The organism is Streptomyces sp. SPB074, from assembly GCF_000154905.1.
Classification (GTDB): domain Bacteria; phylum Actinomycetota; class Actinomycetes; order Streptomycetales; family Streptomycetaceae; genus Streptomyces.
The window spans coordinates 82,443-97,785 of sequence record NZ_GG770539.1; the positions used below are offsets into that span (position 1 = coordinate 82,443).

The window sequence follows — 15,343 nt, forward strand, 5'->3', positions numbered from 1 at the left end:
CCGCCCCGGGTGCCCGTCGCGCGGCGGGGGGCCTGACATGGCGTACGCGCTCGGCGGGCCCCGTACCGCCGCCCGGCCCGGACGTGCCCGGCGCTCGCGCCGGCCGGTGCTGCTGCGGGTCGCCTTCCTCGTCCCCGTGATCGTCTACACGGCGGTGTTCTTCCTCTACCCGCTCGTGCGGAACCTGTTGCTGTCCTTCCAGGACTACGGCATCCAGTCCGTGTACAGCGGGGACGCCCCGTGGAACGGGCTCGCCAACTACCGCCGGCTGTTCGGGGACCCGGTCTTCCACAAGACGCTCGGCAACACGCTCGTGTTCGTGATCGTGTCGCTGTTCGCGCAGTTCGTCGTCGGGCTGGGGCTCGCCGAGTTCTTCCGCCGGTCCTTCCCCGCTGGGCGCGGTGCTCCGCTCCCTGCTCCTCGTGCCGTGGCTGCTGCCGCTCGTCGTGGCGGGGACGGTGTTCCGGTGGATGCTCGACACGAGCAACGGCGTCGTCAACCAGGTGCTGCTGGCGCTGCACCTGGTCGACAGCCCGGTGCCCTGGCTCAACGACCCGGGGTACGCGATAGCCGGGGTGCTGCTGTGCAACATCTGGATCGGGGTGCCGTTCAACATGGTCATCCTGCACGGCGGTCTCCAGGCCATTCCGGGCGCGCTCTACGAGGCCGCCGCGCTCGACGGGGCGGGGCCCGTGGCCAGGTTCCGGTACATCACCCTGCCGCAGCTCCGGCCGGTGGTCGGGGTCGTGCTGACGCTGGGGCTCGTCTACACGCTGAAAGTCTTCGACGTTATCTGGGTGATGACGAAGGGCGGCCCGGCGAACTCCACGCAGACCGTGACGACGTACGGCTACCAGCTCTCCGCCGGCGGGCTCTCGCGGTTCGGTCTCGGCGCCGCCGCCGGGAACCTGCTCATCGTCGTCGCGACGGCCTTCGCGCTGCTGTACCTGCGGTCGCTGCGCGCCGAGAACCCCGCCGCCCCGGGACGGAAGTGACCCATGACCACTCTCTCCAGCCGTCGTTCCCCGGTGCGCACGGTCGTCGCGCTCCTGATCGTGGCGGTGATGCTCTTCCCGCTGTACTGGATGGTCAACGCCTCGTTCCAGGCCAACGCGCAGCTCGCCCGCCGCTCCGCGCTGTGGTTCCCGCTCGGGGGCACGCTGCACGGCTACCGGGACGCCTTCGCGCAGCAGGGCGGGCACCTGCTCGCCTCGCTCGTGGTGGCGCTCGGCGCCACGGCGCTGACACTGCTGATCGCCGCCCCGGCCGCGTACGCGCTCGCGGTGCTGCGTGCCCCGGGCGGGAAGGCGTTGCTCAGCGTGCTGCTCGTGGTGCAGCTCGTGCCGGGCATCGTCATGGCGAACGCGCTGTACAAGATCTTCGGCTCGGCGCACCTGCTCGGCTCGGCTCTCGCGCTGATCCTCGCGGACTCCACGCTCGCGGTGCCCTTCGCCGTGCTCGTGCTGCGGGCCTTCATGACCTCGGTGCCCGGGGAGCTGGTGGAGGCGGCGGCGCTCGACGGCGCGGGCGCCGTCCGCACCTTCGCGCGGATCGTCCTGCCCATGGCGCGCAACGCTCTCGTCACCGCGGGGCTCTTCACGTTCCTCTTCGCTGGGGCGACTTCATGTTCGCCACGACGCTCAATCTCAACTCCGCGACGTGGCAGCCGATCACCGTCGGCCTCTACGACTACATCGGCGCCGGGACGAACACGACGAGCTGGAACTCGGTGATGGCCACGGCCGTCATCGCCTCGCTGCCCGCCGCCGTGCTCCTCGTCGTCGCCCAGCGGCACGTCGCCGCCGGGCTCACCTCGGGCGCGGTCAAGGACTGACCCGCCGCCTCCCCTCCCGCCGCCTCCCTCCCACCGCACCTGTCCGCGGCCCCGCGCGGGCCGCACGAAAGGACCGTCTTGTCCCCGAACGGCTCCCTCACCCCCGCCCCCGCCCCCGGCGGCATACCCGCGCTCTCCTGGACGAGCGGCGAGCACACCCTCCTCGTCCAGCCCTGGGGCGCCGACAGCGTCCGGGTACGGGCCGCGCGGCACGCCGTCGCGCTCGACCTGCCGGGGGCGTTGCTCGACGGACCCGAGCACGTCGCCGCGCGGCGCGCCGACCATCCGGACGGCTCGGCGACGCTCACGGTGGGCGCGCTGACCGTACGGCTGGACGCCGAGGGGCTGCTGTGCTTCCACGGTGCGGACGGCGGCGAGCTGCTGCGCGAGCGGCCGGGGCACTTCGCCTGGCCGGGGCCGCGCCAGTTCACCCCCGTCGACGGCCACCACCACCGCGTGGAGCAGCGCTTCGCCGCATACGAGGACGAGCGCCTGTACGGGCTCGGGCAGCACACGCACGGCCGGCTCGGCCACAAGCACCTCGTCCTGGACCTCGTGCAGCGCAACGGCGAGGTCTCGATCCCCTTCGTGCTCTCCTCGCGCGGCTACGGGCTGCTGTGGAACCAGCCGGCCGTGGGGCGCGTGGAGTTCGCGGCGAACGGGACGCGCTGGGTCGCGGACGCGGCGGAGCAGCTCGACTACTGGGTCACGACGGGCGAGGACCCGGCGGCGCTCCTCGCCCACTACGCGGACGCGACCGGGCACGCGCCCCGGCTGCCCGCGTGGGCGCTCGGCCTGTGGCAGTCGAAGCTGCGCTACCGCACGCAGGAGGAACTGCTCTCGGTGGTGCGCGAGTACCACGAGCGGGGGCTGCCGCTCTCGGTCGTCGCCGTCGACTACTTCCACTGGCGGCACCAGGGCGACTGGAGCTTCGACCCGGCGGACTGGCCGGACCCGGCGGCGATGGTCGCCGAGCTGGCCTCGCTCGGGGCGCGTCCGCTGCTCTCGGTGTGGCCCTCGGTCAACGCGCTGAGCGAGAACTTCGCGCCGATGCGGGAGCGGGGCTGCTCGTGGGCACGGCGCAGGGCCAGCCCTTCCACCACTCCTTCCCCGACGCCGGTTTCGGCGGGCGCGAGGTGCCCGTCGCCTTCTACGACCCGACCGAGGAGCGCGCCCGCGACTTCGTCTGGGAGCGGATCAAGGAGAACTACTACGACCTCGGCTTCCGCACCTGGTGGCTCGACGCCTGCGAGCCGGAGATCTTCCCCGAGCAGCACTCCCACCTGCGGTACGCGGCGGGCGAGGGCCGCGCGGTCGCGAACCTGTACCCGCTCGCGCACGTGCGCGGCTTCTGGGAGCACACGCAGGCGGAGAACGCGCGGCGGCCCGGGGACGCGGAGCACGGCGAGGCGACGGTGTCCCTCGTGCGCTCGGCGTGGGCGGGCAGCCAGCGCTACGGCGCGGCGCTGTGGTCCGGCGACATCCAGGCGACCTTCGGGGCGCTGGCCGCGCAGATCCGGGCGGGCCTGAGCGCGGGCCTGAGCGGCATCCCGTGGTGGACGACGGACATCGGCGGCTTCCACGGCGGCGACCCCGGGGACCCGGCGTACCGCGAACTGCTCGTGCGCTGGTTCCAGTTCGCGGTCTTCTGCCCGCTCCTGCGGATGCACGGGCACCGCGAACCGCAGGGCGCCTTCTCGGCGGGGCACAGCGGCGGCCCGAACGAGCTGTGGTCCTACGGCGAGGAGGCGTACGCGATCCTGCGCGCCCAGCTCGGCCTGCGCCACCGCCTCACCGGCTACCTCGCCGCGCACCTCGACGAGGCGGCCCGCACCGGCCTGCCGCTGCTGCGCCCGCTCTTCCTCGGCTTCCCCGCCGACCCGCGCGCCTGGGAGGCGGAGGACAGCTTCCTGTGCGGCCCCGACCTCCTCGTCGCGCCCGTGACGCGGCTGGGGGCGCGCGAGCGCGAGGTGTACCTGCCCGGGGGCAGCGCGTGGACGGACGCGGCGAGCGGCGAGACGTACCCCGGCGGCACGACGGTGACGGCGCGGGCACCGCTGGAGCGTGTCCCCGTCTTCGTACGGGCCGGGGCGGACGCGGCGCTCGAAGCGGTCCGCGGCGCCTGCCCCGTACCCCCTGAACCCCCGTCCGGCGTCCGCCGGGCGGGCCCCCACCGAAGGAGCACGACGTGTCCCCCACTCCCGCACGGTCGAGGCACCACCTTTTGAGAGCGCTCGGCGTGGTGACGCTGCTCACCGCCTGCGCGCTCGGCCCCGGCTCCCCCGCCTCGGCGGCGCCGCACTCGGTCACCGTCGATCTGGCCGACACCGCCGGACCCGTCACCGGCGTCGGCGCCGGCTTCCTGTACGGGCTCACCGAGGACGGCAGCGGCCCCGGTGACGACCTCCTCGCCCCGCTGGAGCCCACCGTGGGGCGCGGCGGCGGGGCCCGGCTCGACGGCGGCGGCTGGGCCGGGGACGGCTACACCGCCGGGCCCGGCTACCAGCGCCGGATCACCTCCGCGCTCGCCCAGGCGCGGCGGCTCACCACGGCACGTACGACCTCCTGGTGAGCGACGTGTGGGGCGCGGACACGACGCAGGCGCCCGGCACGGTCTACCCGTGCGCGGACGGCGACTGCGGGAACTGGGAGTCCTTCCTGCGGCGCCTCGCGGGCGACGTCCGCGCCTCGGGGCTCGACGTACGGCTCGACATATGGAACGAGCCGGCCGGCGTGTTCTTCCCGCCCGGCTTCAACACCGCGCAGTACTACGGCATGTGGGACACCGCGGCGCGGGTGCTGCGCGAGGAGCTGCCGGGGGCGCCCGTCGTGGGGCCCTCGCTGTGGGACTACAGCCCGGGCAACATCGGTCCCTTCCTCGACCACGCGAAAGCGGCGGGGACCGTGCCGGACATCCTGAACTGGCACTTCAGCCAGGACCCGGTGGCGGACGCGGCGAGCGCGCGGCCTGCTCGCCGAGCGGGGCATCAGCGGCGTCGCGCTCGGCATGAACGAGTACCTGCACGCCGACGAGCAGCACGCCGGGCACCAGGCGTGGTACCTGGCGCGCCTCGCCGCCTCGGGCATCCCCTCGGCCTCGCACGCGATCTGGGACGACTGCTGCGCGGCCGGCACCCTCGACGGGGTGCTCGCCCGGGACGGCTCGGGAGCGCTGCGCAGGACCGGGCAGTGGTGGGTGTACGAGGCCTACGCGCGCCTCGACGGCGTGTACGCGCGCAGCCAGGCGGACGGGCCGCTCGACGCGGTCGCGGCGGTGGGCGCCGGGGCGCGCTCGGCCAGGGTGCTGCTCGGGGCGCCCTCGGGCGGCGCGGCGGACACGGACCTGACGCTGCGCGGCCTCTCCCGGCTGGGCGGGGTCACGGTCACGGTGCGCCGCATCCCGGACGCGGCGCCGCTGGACGCGCCGGTCACCGTGAGCACGACGGCCGTCCCGGCCGGGACGGACAGCGTCACGCTGCCGCTGCGCCCGGAGTCGGGGCAGGACGCCTTCAGCGTGAGCGTGACGGGCTGAGGGGACGCGTGCCGGGGGCCGTGCGCGGCGCGGTCCCCGGCACGAGACTGGGCGCATGACGATTCGGCGCAGCGCGGGCCTGCTGGTGCACCGCACGACGGACGAGGCGGGGCTCCAGGTACTGCTCGGGCACATGGGCGGGCCGCTGTGGGCGCGCAAGGACGCGGGGGCCTGGTCGGTCCCGAAGGGCGAGTACACCGAGGAGGAGGCACCGCTGGACGCGGCGGTGCGCGAGTTCACCGAGGAACTGGGCGCCCCGCCCCCGCCGGGCCCGTACACGCCGCTCGGGGAGATCCGGCAGAGCGGCGGCAAGCTCGTGACGGTGTGGGCGGTGCCCGGGGACTTCGACCCGGCGGCGCTGCGTCCGGGGACGTTCACGATGGAGTGGCCGCCGCGCTCGGGGCGGCGCCAGGAGTTCCCCGAGCTGGACCGGGTGGGCTGGTTCGCCCCCGGGGAGGCGCGCGCGAAGCTCGTGAAGGCGCAGGCCGCGTTCGTGGACCGGCTCCTGGAGCATCTGGGCTGAGGCGGCGGGGGCATTCGGCGCGGCACGCGGGGCACGTGTCCCGTACGGCCCCGTTTGCACGCCTGTCGCAGGCGCGCGAGCGTGGGAGTGGACGAGCACCTGCCAGGAGGAGAGCCATGCCCATCGCGACGGTGAACCCGGTCGACGGCGAGACGGTCCAAACGTTCGACGCGCTGTCGGAGGACGAGGTGGAACGGCGCCTCGCCCTCGCGGACCGCACGTTCGCCACGTACCGGACGACGTCCTTCGCCGAGCGCGCCGGGCTGCTGCGCGCGGCGGCCGGCCTCCTGGAGAAGGAGGAGGCGGAGATCGGGCGGACGATGACCCTGGAGATGGGCAAGACGTACGCGGCGGCGCGCGCGGAGGCGGCCAAGTGCGTCAAGGCGATGCGCTGGTACGCGGACCGCGCCGAGGGGCTGCTCGCGGACGAGCACCCCGAGCGGCGGGACGTCGAGGACTCGGGGGCGCGCGCCGCACGCGTCGTGTACCGGCCGCTCGGGGTCGTGCTCGCGGTGATGCCGTGGAACTTCCCGCTGTGGCAGGTCGTGCGCTTCGCGGCGCCCGCGCTGATGGCGGGGAACGTGGGGCTGCTCAAGCACGCGTCGAACGTGCCGCAGACGGCCCTGTACCTGGGTGATCTCTTCCGCCGCGCCGGTTTCCCGGAAGGCGCCTTCCAGACGCTCCTGGTGCCGTCCTCCGCGATCGAGGCGATCCTGCGCGATCCCCGCGTGAAGGCGGCGACGCTGACGGGGAGCGAGCCGGCCGGACGCTCGGTGGCCTCGATCGCGGGCGACGAGATCAAGCGGACGGTGCTGGAGCTGGGCGGCAGCGACCCGTATCTCGTCCTGCCCTCGGCCGATGTCGGGGCGGCGGCGCGCACGGCGGTGACGGCGCGCGTGCAGAACAACGGGCAGTCGTGCATCGCGGCGAAGCGGTTCCTGGCGCACGCGGACGTGTACGAGGAGTTCGCGCGCGCCTTCGTCGCGGGGGTCGCGGCGCTGCGGGTCGGGGACCCGATGGAGGAGGGCACGGACGTGGGGCCGCTCTCCAGCGAGCAGGGGCGCGCGGATCTGGAGGAGCTGGTGGACGACGCGGTCGCGAAGGGGGCGCGCGTCCTGACGGGCGGGAAACGGCCCGGGGACCGTTCGGCGGGCTGGTTCCACGAGCCGACGGTGCTCGCGGACATCACCCCGGACATGCGTATCCACCGCGAGGAGACCTTCGGCCCGGTCGCGACGCTCTACCGCTTCGCGGACCTGGACGAGGGCATCCGCCTGGCGAACGACACGTCGTTCGGGCTCAGTTCCAACGTGTGGACGCGGGACGCCGCGGAGAAGGAGCGGTGCGTGCGGGACATCGAGGCGGGCGGTGTCTTCTTCAACGGCATGACGGCGTCGCACCCGGCGCTCCCCTTCGGCGGTGTCAAGCGCTCGGGGTACGGGCGCGAGCTGGCGAGGCACGGGATCAAGGAGTTCTGCAACGTGACGACGGTGTGGGAGGGGCCGGAGGACTGAGCGGTTCCCGGCGGTACGCGAGGGGCGCCCGGGCTCGGCCGGGGCGCCCCTCGCGCGTACCGCGTCAGTCGCCCTCCCCCGCCAGTCCCGCGAGGATCTTGTCCGGGGTGAGCGGCAGGTCCCTGAAGCGGACCCCCGTCGCGTGGTGGACGGCGTTGGCGAGGGCGGCGGCGGTGCCGACGATGCCGATCTCGCCGATGCCCTTGCTGCCCGTCGGGTTGAGGTGGGGGTCCTCCTCGTCGAGCCAGTCCGCCTCGATGTGCGGGGTGTCGGCGCAGGCCGGTACGTGGTAGGCGGCGAGGTCGGCCTGGACGAAGGCGCCGGAGGCCGGGTCGAGGGAGCTGCCCTCGGTGAGGGCCATGCCCAGGCCCATGACCATGGCTCCCCTGAACTGGGAGCGCGCCGTGCGCGCGTTGAGAACGCGGCCGGCCGCGTAGTGGCCGAGGAGGCGGCGGGCGCGTACCTCGCCGGTCACGGTGTCGACCTGGACCTCGGCGAAGTGGGCGCCGAAGGCGTGCCGCGCGTAGGGAGCCGCGGCTGCCACGAGCTCGCTCGTGTCGGCGGCTGCGGTGGCTCCCCCGGCGGGCAGGGGCCCGTCCCGCTCGCCGAGGGCTTCGAAAAGTTCCGCGCACGCCTGGTGCACGGCCCAGCCCCAGGAGGCGGTCCCCGAGGAGCCGCCCGCGAGGGGGGCGCGCGGCAGGTCGCTGTCCCCGAGGGCGAGGCGTACGCGGTCGAGCGGGGCGCCGAGCGAGTCGGCGGCGATCTGCGCGAGGACGGTGCGGGCGCCCGTACCGATGTCCGTGGCGTTGATCCGTACCGCGAAGGTGCCGTCGGGGTGCGCGGTGGCCTCGGCCGTCGAGGGCGAGACGAGGGCCGGGTACGTCGCGGCCGCGACCCCGGTGCCGAGCAGGAGGCGCCCCTCGCGGCGCGTGCCGGGGCGCGGGTCGCGGGTGTGCCAGCCGAAACGCTCGGCACCCTCGCGCAGGCACTCCACGAGGTGGCGGCTGCTGAAGGGGCGGCCGGAGTCCGGCTCGGCGGCGGGCTCGTTGCGCACCCGCAGCTCGACGGGGTCGACGCCCGCGGCCTCCGCGAGTTCGTCCATCGCGGATTCGAGCGCGAACATGCCGGGGGCCTCGCCGGGCGCGCGCATCCAGGAGGGGCTGGGGACGTCGAGGGGCAGCACCCGGTGGGTGGTGCGGCTGTGCGGCGAGGTGTACATGACGCGGGCGGGGACGGCGGCCTGTTCGACGAATTCCTTGATCCGCGAGGTGTGCGTGATGATCTCGTGGGCGAGCGCGCTGATCGTGCCGTCCTCGGCGGCGCCGAGGCGCACGCGGTGCAGGGTCGGGGCGCGGTGGCCGACGACGGCGGGGAGCTGACGGCGTGGGAGGGCTAGTTTGACGGGCCGGCCCACGTGCCGCGCCGCGAGTGCGGCGAGGACGGGCTGCGGGCGCGGGGTGCCCTTGGCGCCGAAGCCGCCGCCGACGTGCGGGGAGCGGACGGTGATGTCCTGCTCGGGCATCCCGAAGAGCGTGGCGAGGGCGGCGCGCACGGCGTTGGTGCCCTGGCTGCTGTCGTGGACGAGGAGGCGGCCCGCCTCCCACGACGCGATGCTCGCGTGCGGCTCCATGGGGTGGTTGTGGAGCGGGGCGAGGCGGTAGGTGCGGTCGACGCGGACGGGGGCGCGGGCGAAGGCGTCGGAGAAGTCGCCGCGTTCGCGGTCGGTGGGGTTGCCGCCGTTCGCGTCGTGCGGCCGGTAGGTGCCGGGGTGTCCCGGGCGCAGTTCCACGTCGTGCGGGTCGGTCTCGTAGGTGACGCGCAGGGCGAGCGCCCCGGCGCGGGCGGCCTCCAGGGTCTCGGCGACGACGAGGGCGACGTACCAGCCGAAGTGCGGGACGCGCGGGTCCTGGAGGACGTGGAGCGTGGGGTCCTCGGGGGTGGCGAGGCGGTGGGCGTTCTCGTGGCTGAGGACGGCGAGGACTCCGGGCAGGGCCAGGACCTCGCTGTCGTGGACGGCGGTGACGCGTCCGGAGGCGACGCTCGCGGGGACGGGCCAGGCGTGGGCGAGGCGCGGCGGGGAGTGCTCGGCGGCGTAGCGGGCGGTGCCCGTGACCTTGGCGCGGCCCTCCGCACGGGGGACTCCGGTGCCGAGGACGGGTGCGGGGGTGTTCACGACTGGGGCTCCGGGGCGGTGGCGAGGTCGGTGAGGGTGGCGACGGCGAGTTCCGCGGCGAGGGGGACCTTGAAGGCGTTGTCGGGGCGGGGGCGCGCCTGGGCGAGTTCGGCCGCGACGGCGCGGCGGAAGGTCTCCTCGTCGGCGCGCGCCCCGGTGAGGACGTCCTCGGCGCGCGGCGCGCGCCAGGGCCGGGGCGCGACGCCGCCGAAAGCGAGGCGGGCCTGCCGGACGGTGCCGTCGGGGCCGAGGCGCAGGAGCGCGGCGACCGAGACGAGGGCGAAGGCGTAGGAGGCGCGGTCGCGGGCCTTGCGGTAGGCGGAGGGGGCCCCGGCGGTGGCGGGCGGGAGGGTGACGGCGGAGATGAGTTCCCCGGGGGCGAGGGTCGTGTCCCGTTCGGGGTGGGCGCCGGGCAGCCGGTGGAGTTCGGTGACGGGGAGCGTACGGGTGCCCCCGGGGCCTTCGACGGTGAGCACGGCGTCGAGCGCGGCGAGGGCGACGGCCATGTCGGAGGGGTGGGTCGCGAGGCAGGCCGGGGACGCGCCGAGGACGGCGAGGTCGCGGCTGTGCCCGGTGAGCGCTCCGCAGCCGGTGCCTGGGGTGCGTTTGCCGCAGGGCTGGGCGAGGTCCTGGAAGTAGGGGCAGCGGGTGCGCTGGAGAAGGTTGCCGCCGGTCGTGGCGGCGTTGCGGAGCTGTCCGGAGGCGCCGGCGAGGAGGGCGTGCGAGAGGACGGGCCAGTCGGCGCGGACGCGGGGGTGGGCGGCGAGGTCGCTGTTGCGGACGGTGGCGCCGACGCGCAGGCCGCCCTCGGCGCTCTCCTCGATCTCGCCGAGGGGCAGGGCGCTGATGTCCACGAGGGTCGCGGGGGTCTCGACGCCGAGTTTCATGAGGTCGACCAGGTTGGTGCCGCCGCCGAGGTAGCGCGCGGCGGGCGCGTTCATGTGGGCCTCGATCGCCTCGGGGACGGTGCGGGCGCGGACGTAGCCGAAGGGTTTCACCGGGCGGCCTCCGCGACGGCGCGGACGAGGTGCGGGTAGGCGCCGCAGCGGCACAGGTTGCCGCTGAGCCGTTCGCGGATCTCGGCCTCGTCCAGCGGTACGGGGCCGGGCGGGCGTCCGGGCGGGGTGACGTGCGAGGGGTGCCCGGCGGCGGCCTCCTCGATGGCGCCGAGCGCGGAGCAGAGCTGGCCGGGGGTGCAGTAGCCGCACTGGTAGGCGTCGTGGGCGAGGAAGGCTTCCTGGAGGGGATGGAGGCGGTCCCCGTCGGCGAGTCCCTCGACGGTGGTGACCTCGGCCCCGTGGCAGGTGACGGCGAGGACCAGGCAGCTGTTGACGCGGCGTCCGCCGAGGAGCACGGTGCAGGCGCCGCACTGGCCGTGGTCGCAGCCCTTCTTGGTGCCGGTGAGGCCGAGGTGCTCGCGGAGCAGGTCGGCGAGCGCCGTGCGGTGATCGAGGGCGGGAACGTCGTACACGGTGCCGTTGACACGGAGGGTGAGGTCCGCGTGGTGCGGGGCCTCGGGGGCGGCGGGGGGCTCGGCGGGGGTGTTCTCCGGCTGGGGCACGGGCTTTCTCTCCTGGGGGTGCGGTCGGGGGTCCGGCGGGCAGCGGCGGGAGCGGGTGCCCCGGGCAAGGTCACGGGGTGGTGGAGCCGTGGTGCGCCCTCCAGACTGCGGTGGCGGAGTGCTCACGGCCGACCGGGCACGGGCCGCCGGCCGCGCCGTCACCCGACTGCCACACACGGCGGCGAGGAGCGTGACCCGGCGTGTGGACGCGCGTTGGAGAGGGCACAGCGGTCACGGGGTGTGGCCGCTGCCTCTTGGAAGGAACACAGTCATGTCGCGTATCGCGAAGACCGCCGCCGTTCTCGCGGGCACGGGTGCCCTGGTCGCCGCCGGCGCGGGCCTCGCCGCCGCCGACGCGGGTGCCGAGGGCGTCGCCGCCGGTTCCCCGGGCGTCCTGTCGGGCAACGCCGTGCAGGTCCCGGTCCACATTCCGGTCAACCTCTGCGGCAACACGATCGACGTCATCGGTCTGCTCAACCCGGCGTTCGGCAACACCTGCGCCAACGTCGACGGCGGTCACGACCAGGGTGGCTACGGCGACGAGGGCTACGGCTACTGAGCCACCCGATCCCGCGTGACGGCGGGCCGACCGGACACCCGTGCGATCCGGTAGGCACCCGCCCGTGACGAGGAACGGCCCCGGGGCGCGCAGGCGCTCCGGGGCCTTCGCACGTCCGGGGCCGTCTCGCGGGCGGGCCGTCTCGCGGGCGGGGCGCGGTTCACGCGTAGCGGTAGATCCCGCTGTGGTCGAGCAGCGCGGAGGGCTTGACGCTCCACGGGGGCATCGGGTCGTTCAGGGTCGGGACGCGGCCGCGCTGGGAGTTGCCGAGCGGGAGCGGCCGGTCGGGGAGGTAGCCGGAGCGGGGGTGGTCCCGCTGCCAGCGGGACCAGACGAGGTCCACGAAGGCGTGGTGGAGCCAGAAGACGGGGTCGTTGGGCGAGGCGCCGCTGAGCATCGTGCCGCCGACCCAGCGGTGGACGCGGTTGTGGTTGCGCCAGCGGTCGTTGCCCCGGCCGCCGCCCCAGCCCTCCAGCTTGTTGCGGAAGCCGCGCGAGGAGGTGGAGTCCCAGGGTGAGGAGTCGTAGGTGGCGTCGGATGCGGCCTCGTCCAGGTCCCGGGGGGTGGGGAGGTCCATGGGGTCCTGCGGGCGGCCGAAGGCGCGGCGCAGGTAGGGGCGGTCGTCGGTGGACTCGGTGAGGGTCCAGTCCCCGTGCGCGTGGGCGAAGGCGCCGGTGGTGACCTGCTGGTCGGAGGCGCGTCCGTCGCCGCCGAGGAAGTCCTCGCGCCACACGGCGGCCTTGGCGGTGCGGTCCTTCGTCCAGTCCCAGTAGGGCACGGTGACGCGCCCGTCGATCTCGCGCAGGTCGCGCTCGAACTCCAGGAGGAACTGGCGGTGCCAGGGCAGGAAGGAGGGCGTCATGTGGGCGGCGCGCAGGCCCTTCGCGCCGTCGGAGGTGTAGTAGCGGATGTGGGTGCGGACGTAGTCGTCGTAGCGTCCCGCGCGTTTGAGCGCGAGGACGGCCTGGACGAAGCGCGCGCGTTCGGCGGCGCTCAGGTCTGCCTGGTTCTTGCGGGTGTACGTCATGGGGGCGGGTCTCTCCTGACGGTCGCTCGGCCGCGCCTCAGGCGCGGTACGCGGGGGTACTGAGCCGGGCGCCGCCGAGTTCGTCGACGGCGGCGCGGGCGGCGTCGCGGGGGGGTGGGGTACGAGGTGAAGTGGTCGACGGAGCTGAGGAAGCCGCCCGTCCGCGCGGGGCATGAGGTGCAGGGCGCGGCCGTCGATCGTGGCCCAGTCGGGGCCGTGGGCGAGGCGCCGCCCGCGGTAGGTCTCGGTCGCGCCGGCCGCCGTCGTCGCGGTCTCCCGCGGGGCGCGCAGGAGCGGGGTGAGGGCGCCGGCGGTCCCGGCGAGCCCGGTGAGCGCGAGGAGGCTTCCGAGCAGTGCGCGGCGCCGGGGAGGCCGCGCGCCGGGCGCGGGCGGGGCGTCCGCGCCCGGCGCGGGCGGGGCCGTGGGGAGCGGTGCGTGTTCGAGCGGGGTGAGTGCGGCCATGCGGGGAGGGCTCCGTCCTCGTCGTCGAGTGCGCTGGTCGGGGCGGGGGTGCCGCCCGCCGGGCACAACGAGCGGTGCCCGGGGCGGTTGCTCGTCCGTACGGCTGGATCGGCCAGAAGCCGAAGACGGGGCGGGGCGGCGGGGGGCCGTGAAGACTCTCAATCCGTGGCGAATCGCCCGGGATAACAAGTAACGCAGGAACAGGAGTTGAAGGCGCTGGAGGTCCAAAAACCAATCCTTGCACAGGACTTGACGTGTTCGTAACATCGGTGAAGCATCGTCACGCACAGTCCGCGATCCTTGGAGTGGCGCAGATGCCCTTTCCCCCCACGAAGTCCCGCACCGATCCCCCCACCGGCTCTCCCCACAGAGCCGCCGGGTCCTCCCGTTCGCGCGGCCGGCGCCGCGCGGGCGTGCTCACCGCCGTCTCCGCCCTGCTCACGCCGCTGTTCCTGCTCGCGCCCACGGGGCAGGCGACGGCGGCGGACCTGCCGGGCGGCGGGGACCTCGGCCCGAACGTGAAGGTCTTCGACCCCTCGACCCCGGACATCCAGGGCCAGGTCGACACGATCTTCAAGCAGCAGGAGTCCGCCCAGTTCGGCGACGGGCGCTATCAGCTCCTGTTCAAGCCCGGAACGTACGACAATCTCAATGTCCAGCTCGGTTTCTACACCTCGATATCCGGCCTCGGCCTGAGCCCGGACGACACCACCTTCAACGGTGACGTCACCGTGGACGCGGGCTGGTTCCAGGGCAACGCCACGCAGAACTTCTGGCGTTCGGCGGAGAACCTGGCGCTCAACCCCGTCAACGGCACGGACCGCTGGGCCGTCGCGCAGGCGGCCCCGTTCCGCCGGATGCACGTCAAGGGCGGGCTCAACCTCGCCCCGGACGGGTACGGCTGGGCCAGCGGCGGGTACATCGCCGACAGCAAGATCGACGGCGAGGTCGGCCCGTACTCGCAGCAGCAGTGGTACACGCGGGACAGCTCGGTCGGCGGCTGGACCAACGGCGTGTGGAACATGGTGTTCTCGGGGGTGAACGGCGCCCCGGCGCAGTCCTTCCCCGAGCCGCCGTACACGACCCTGGACTCGACGCCCGTCTCGCGCGAGAAGCCGTTCCTCTACCTCGACGGGAACGACTACAAGGTGTTCGTCCCCGCCAAGCGCGAGAACGCGCGCGGCACGACGTGGGAGAACGGCGCCCCGGCGGGCGAGTCGCTCTCGCTCGACCAGTTCTACGTGGTCAAGCCGGGTACGAGCGCGGACACGATCAACCAGGCCGTCGAGCAGGGCCTGCACCTGCTCTTCACGCCCGGCGTGTACCACGTGGACAAGGCGATCGAGATCGACCGCCCCGACACGCTCGTGCTCGGCCTCGGCTACGCGACGATCGTGCCGGACAACGGCGCGACGGCGCTGCGCGTCGGTGACGTGGACGGCGTGAAGGTGGCCGGTCTCCTCGTGGACGCGGGCACCACCAAGTCGGACACGCTGGTCGAGGTCGGCACGAAGGGCTCGCACACCGACCACGCGGCGAACCCCACCTCGCTCCAGGACGTCTTCATCCGGGTCGGCGGCGCCGGTCCCGGCAAGGCGGACAACGGCATGGTGATCAACAGTGACGACACGATCATCGACCACACCTGGATCTGGCGGGCCGACCACGGTGACGGGGTCGGCTGGGAGACCAACCGGGCGGACTACGGGTTCACGGTGAACGGCGACGACGTCCTCGCGACGGGCCTGTTCGTCGAGCACTTCAACAAGTACGACGTCCTGTGGAACGGCGAGCGCGGCCGGACGATCTTCTTCCAGAACGAGAAGGCGTACGACGCGCCGAACCAGGCCGCTGTCCAGGACGGCACCACGAAGGGCTTCGCGGCGTACAAGGTCGCGGACTCGGTGCAGACCCACGAGGGCTGGGGGCTCGGCAGCTACTGCAACTTCACCGCCGATCCCTCGATCCAGCAGGACAACGGCTTCCAGGCCCCGGCCAATCCGGGCGTGAAGTTCCACGACCTGCTCGTCGTCTCGCTCGGCGGCATGGGCCAGTACAACCACGTCGTCAACGATGTCGGCGGCGCCACCTCGGGCTCCGACACGATCCCTCGCAGGTGGTGTCCTGGCCGTATACGGCCCGGAACCCACCCCGAGGA

At 74.2% G+C, this 15,343-nt stretch carries 10 protein-coding genes and 3 pseudogenes; 9 read left to right on the forward strand and 4 right to left on the reverse strand.

Annotated features, from left to right (window positions below; all coding sequences use genetic code 11):
- The first annotated feature begins 37 nt into the window (after nucleotides 1-37).
- From SSBG_RS35930 to SSBG_RS00420, 7 genes and pseudogenes are all read left to right on the forward strand, one after another.
- Nucleotides 38-995: pseudogene (locus SSBG_RS35930) on the forward strand (carbohydrate ABC transporter permease).
- A 3-nt stretch (nucleotides 996-998) separates the two neighbouring features.
- Nucleotides 999-1,834, forward strand: a pseudogene (locus SSBG_RS00400) (carbohydrate ABC transporter permease).
- Between the two features lie 78 nt (nucleotides 1,835-1,912).
- Nucleotides 1,913-3,957: pseudogene (locus tag SSBG_RS35555) on the forward strand (TIM-barrel domain-containing protein); the annotation flags it as partial.
- A gap of 101 nt (nucleotides 3,958-4,058) precedes the next feature.
- Nucleotides 4,059-4,406, forward strand: a complete 348-nt coding sequence (locus SSBG_RS33945; RefSeq protein WP_234010292.1) for a hypothetical protein — start codon at nucleotides 4,059-4,061, stop codon at nucleotides 4,404-4,406.
- A 435-nt stretch (nucleotides 4,407-4,841) separates the two neighbouring features.
- Nucleotides 4,842-5,366, forward strand: a complete 525-nt coding sequence (locus SSBG_RS33950) for a hypothetical protein (RefSeq protein ID WP_234010293.1) — start codon at nucleotides 4,842-4,844, stop codon at nucleotides 5,364-5,366.
- 55 nt (nucleotides 5,367-5,421) lie between these two features.
- Entirely contained in the window at nucleotides 5,422-5,889 is a 468-nt protein-coding gene (locus SSBG_RS00415; protein WP_008744269.1) for an NUDIX domain-containing protein, read from the forward strand.
- Between the two features lie 116 nt (nucleotides 5,890-6,005).
- Nucleotides 6,006-7,403 carry an NADP-dependent succinic semialdehyde dehydrogenase gene (locus SSBG_RS00420; protein ID WP_008744270.1) on the forward strand — a complete coding sequence of 466 codons (1,398 nt, stop codon included), beginning with the start codon at nucleotides 6,006-6,008 and terminating at the stop codon, nucleotides 7,401-7,403.
- Between the two features lie 64 nt (nucleotides 7,404-7,467).
- Here SSBG_RS00420 and SSBG_RS00425 read toward each other — a convergent pair whose 3' ends face one another.
- From SSBG_RS00425 to SSBG_RS00435, 3 genes are read right to left on the reverse strand one after another with little or no spacing between them, the layout of a single operon-like run.
- Nucleotides 7,468-9,576 carry a xanthine dehydrogenase family protein molybdopterin-binding subunit gene (locus SSBG_RS00425; protein ID WP_008744271.1) on the reverse strand — a complete coding sequence of 703 codons (2,109 nt, stop codon included), beginning with the start codon at nucleotides 9,574-9,576 and terminating at the stop codon, nucleotides 7,468-7,470.
- Nucleotides 9,573-10,574 carry an FAD binding domain-containing protein gene (locus tag SSBG_RS00430; RefSeq protein WP_008744272.1) on the reverse strand — a complete coding sequence of 334 codons (1,002 nt, stop codon included), beginning with the start codon at nucleotides 10,572-10,574 and terminating at the stop codon, nucleotides 9,573-9,575. The genes SSBG_RS00425 and SSBG_RS00430 overlap by 4 nt, the downstream gene beginning before the upstream one ends.
- The gene (locus SSBG_RS00435; protein ID WP_008744273.1) at nucleotides 10,571-11,137 is read right to left on the reverse strand and encodes a (2Fe-2S)-binding protein; all 567 of its coding nucleotides are present in this window, start codon (nucleotides 11,135-11,137) and stop codon (nucleotides 10,571-10,573) included. Before SSBG_RS00435 ends, SSBG_RS00430 begins: the two co-directional genes overlap by 4 nt.
- 271 nt (nucleotides 11,138-11,408) lie before the next feature.
- Between SSBG_RS00435 and SSBG_RS00440 the strand changes: the two genes are divergently transcribed.
- Entirely contained in the window at nucleotides 11,409-11,696 is a 288-nt protein-coding gene (locus tag SSBG_RS00440) for a chaplin (RefSeq protein ID WP_008744274.1), read from the forward strand.
- A 160-nt stretch (nucleotides 11,697-11,856) separates the two neighbouring features.
- Here the strand turns inward: SSBG_RS00440 and SSBG_RS00445 are convergent, their stop codons facing one another.
- Nucleotides 11,857-12,723, reverse strand: coding sequence for a tyrosinase family protein (locus tag SSBG_RS00445; RefSeq protein WP_008744275.1), 867 nt, complete (start codon nucleotides 12,721-12,723; stop codon nucleotides 11,857-11,859).
- 776 nt (nucleotides 12,724-13,499) lie between these two features.
- Between SSBG_RS00445 and SSBG_RS00450 the strand changes: the two genes are divergently transcribed.
- Nucleotides 13,500-15,343, forward strand: a 1,844-nt coding sequence (locus SSBG_RS00450; RefSeq protein WP_008744276.1) for a hypothetical protein, incomplete at its 3' end; no start/stop codon positions are given.

Excerpts from the sequence above, each read along its gene's own strand:
- SSBG_RS33950 (WP_234010293.1), top strand. The coding sequence starts at position 4,842 with ATGAACGAGTACCTGCACGCCGACGAGCAGCACGCCGGGCACCAGGCG.
- SSBG_RS00415 (WP_008744269.1), top strand. The coding sequence starts at position 5,422 with ATGACGATTCGGCGCAGCGCGGGCCTGCTGGTGCACCGCACGACGGAC.
- SSBG_RS00440 (WP_008744274.1), top strand. The coding sequence starts at position 11,409 with ATGTCGCGTATCGCGAAGACCGCCGCCGTTCTCGCGGGCACGGGTGCC.
- SSBG_RS00420 (WP_008744270.1), top strand. The coding sequence starts at position 6,006 with ATGCCCATCGCGACGGTGAACCCGGTCGACGGCGAGACGGTCCAAACG.
- SSBG_RS00445 (WP_008744275.1), bottom strand. The coding sequence starts at position 12,723 with ATGACGTACACCCGCAAGAACCAGGCAGACCTGAGCGCCGCCGAACGC.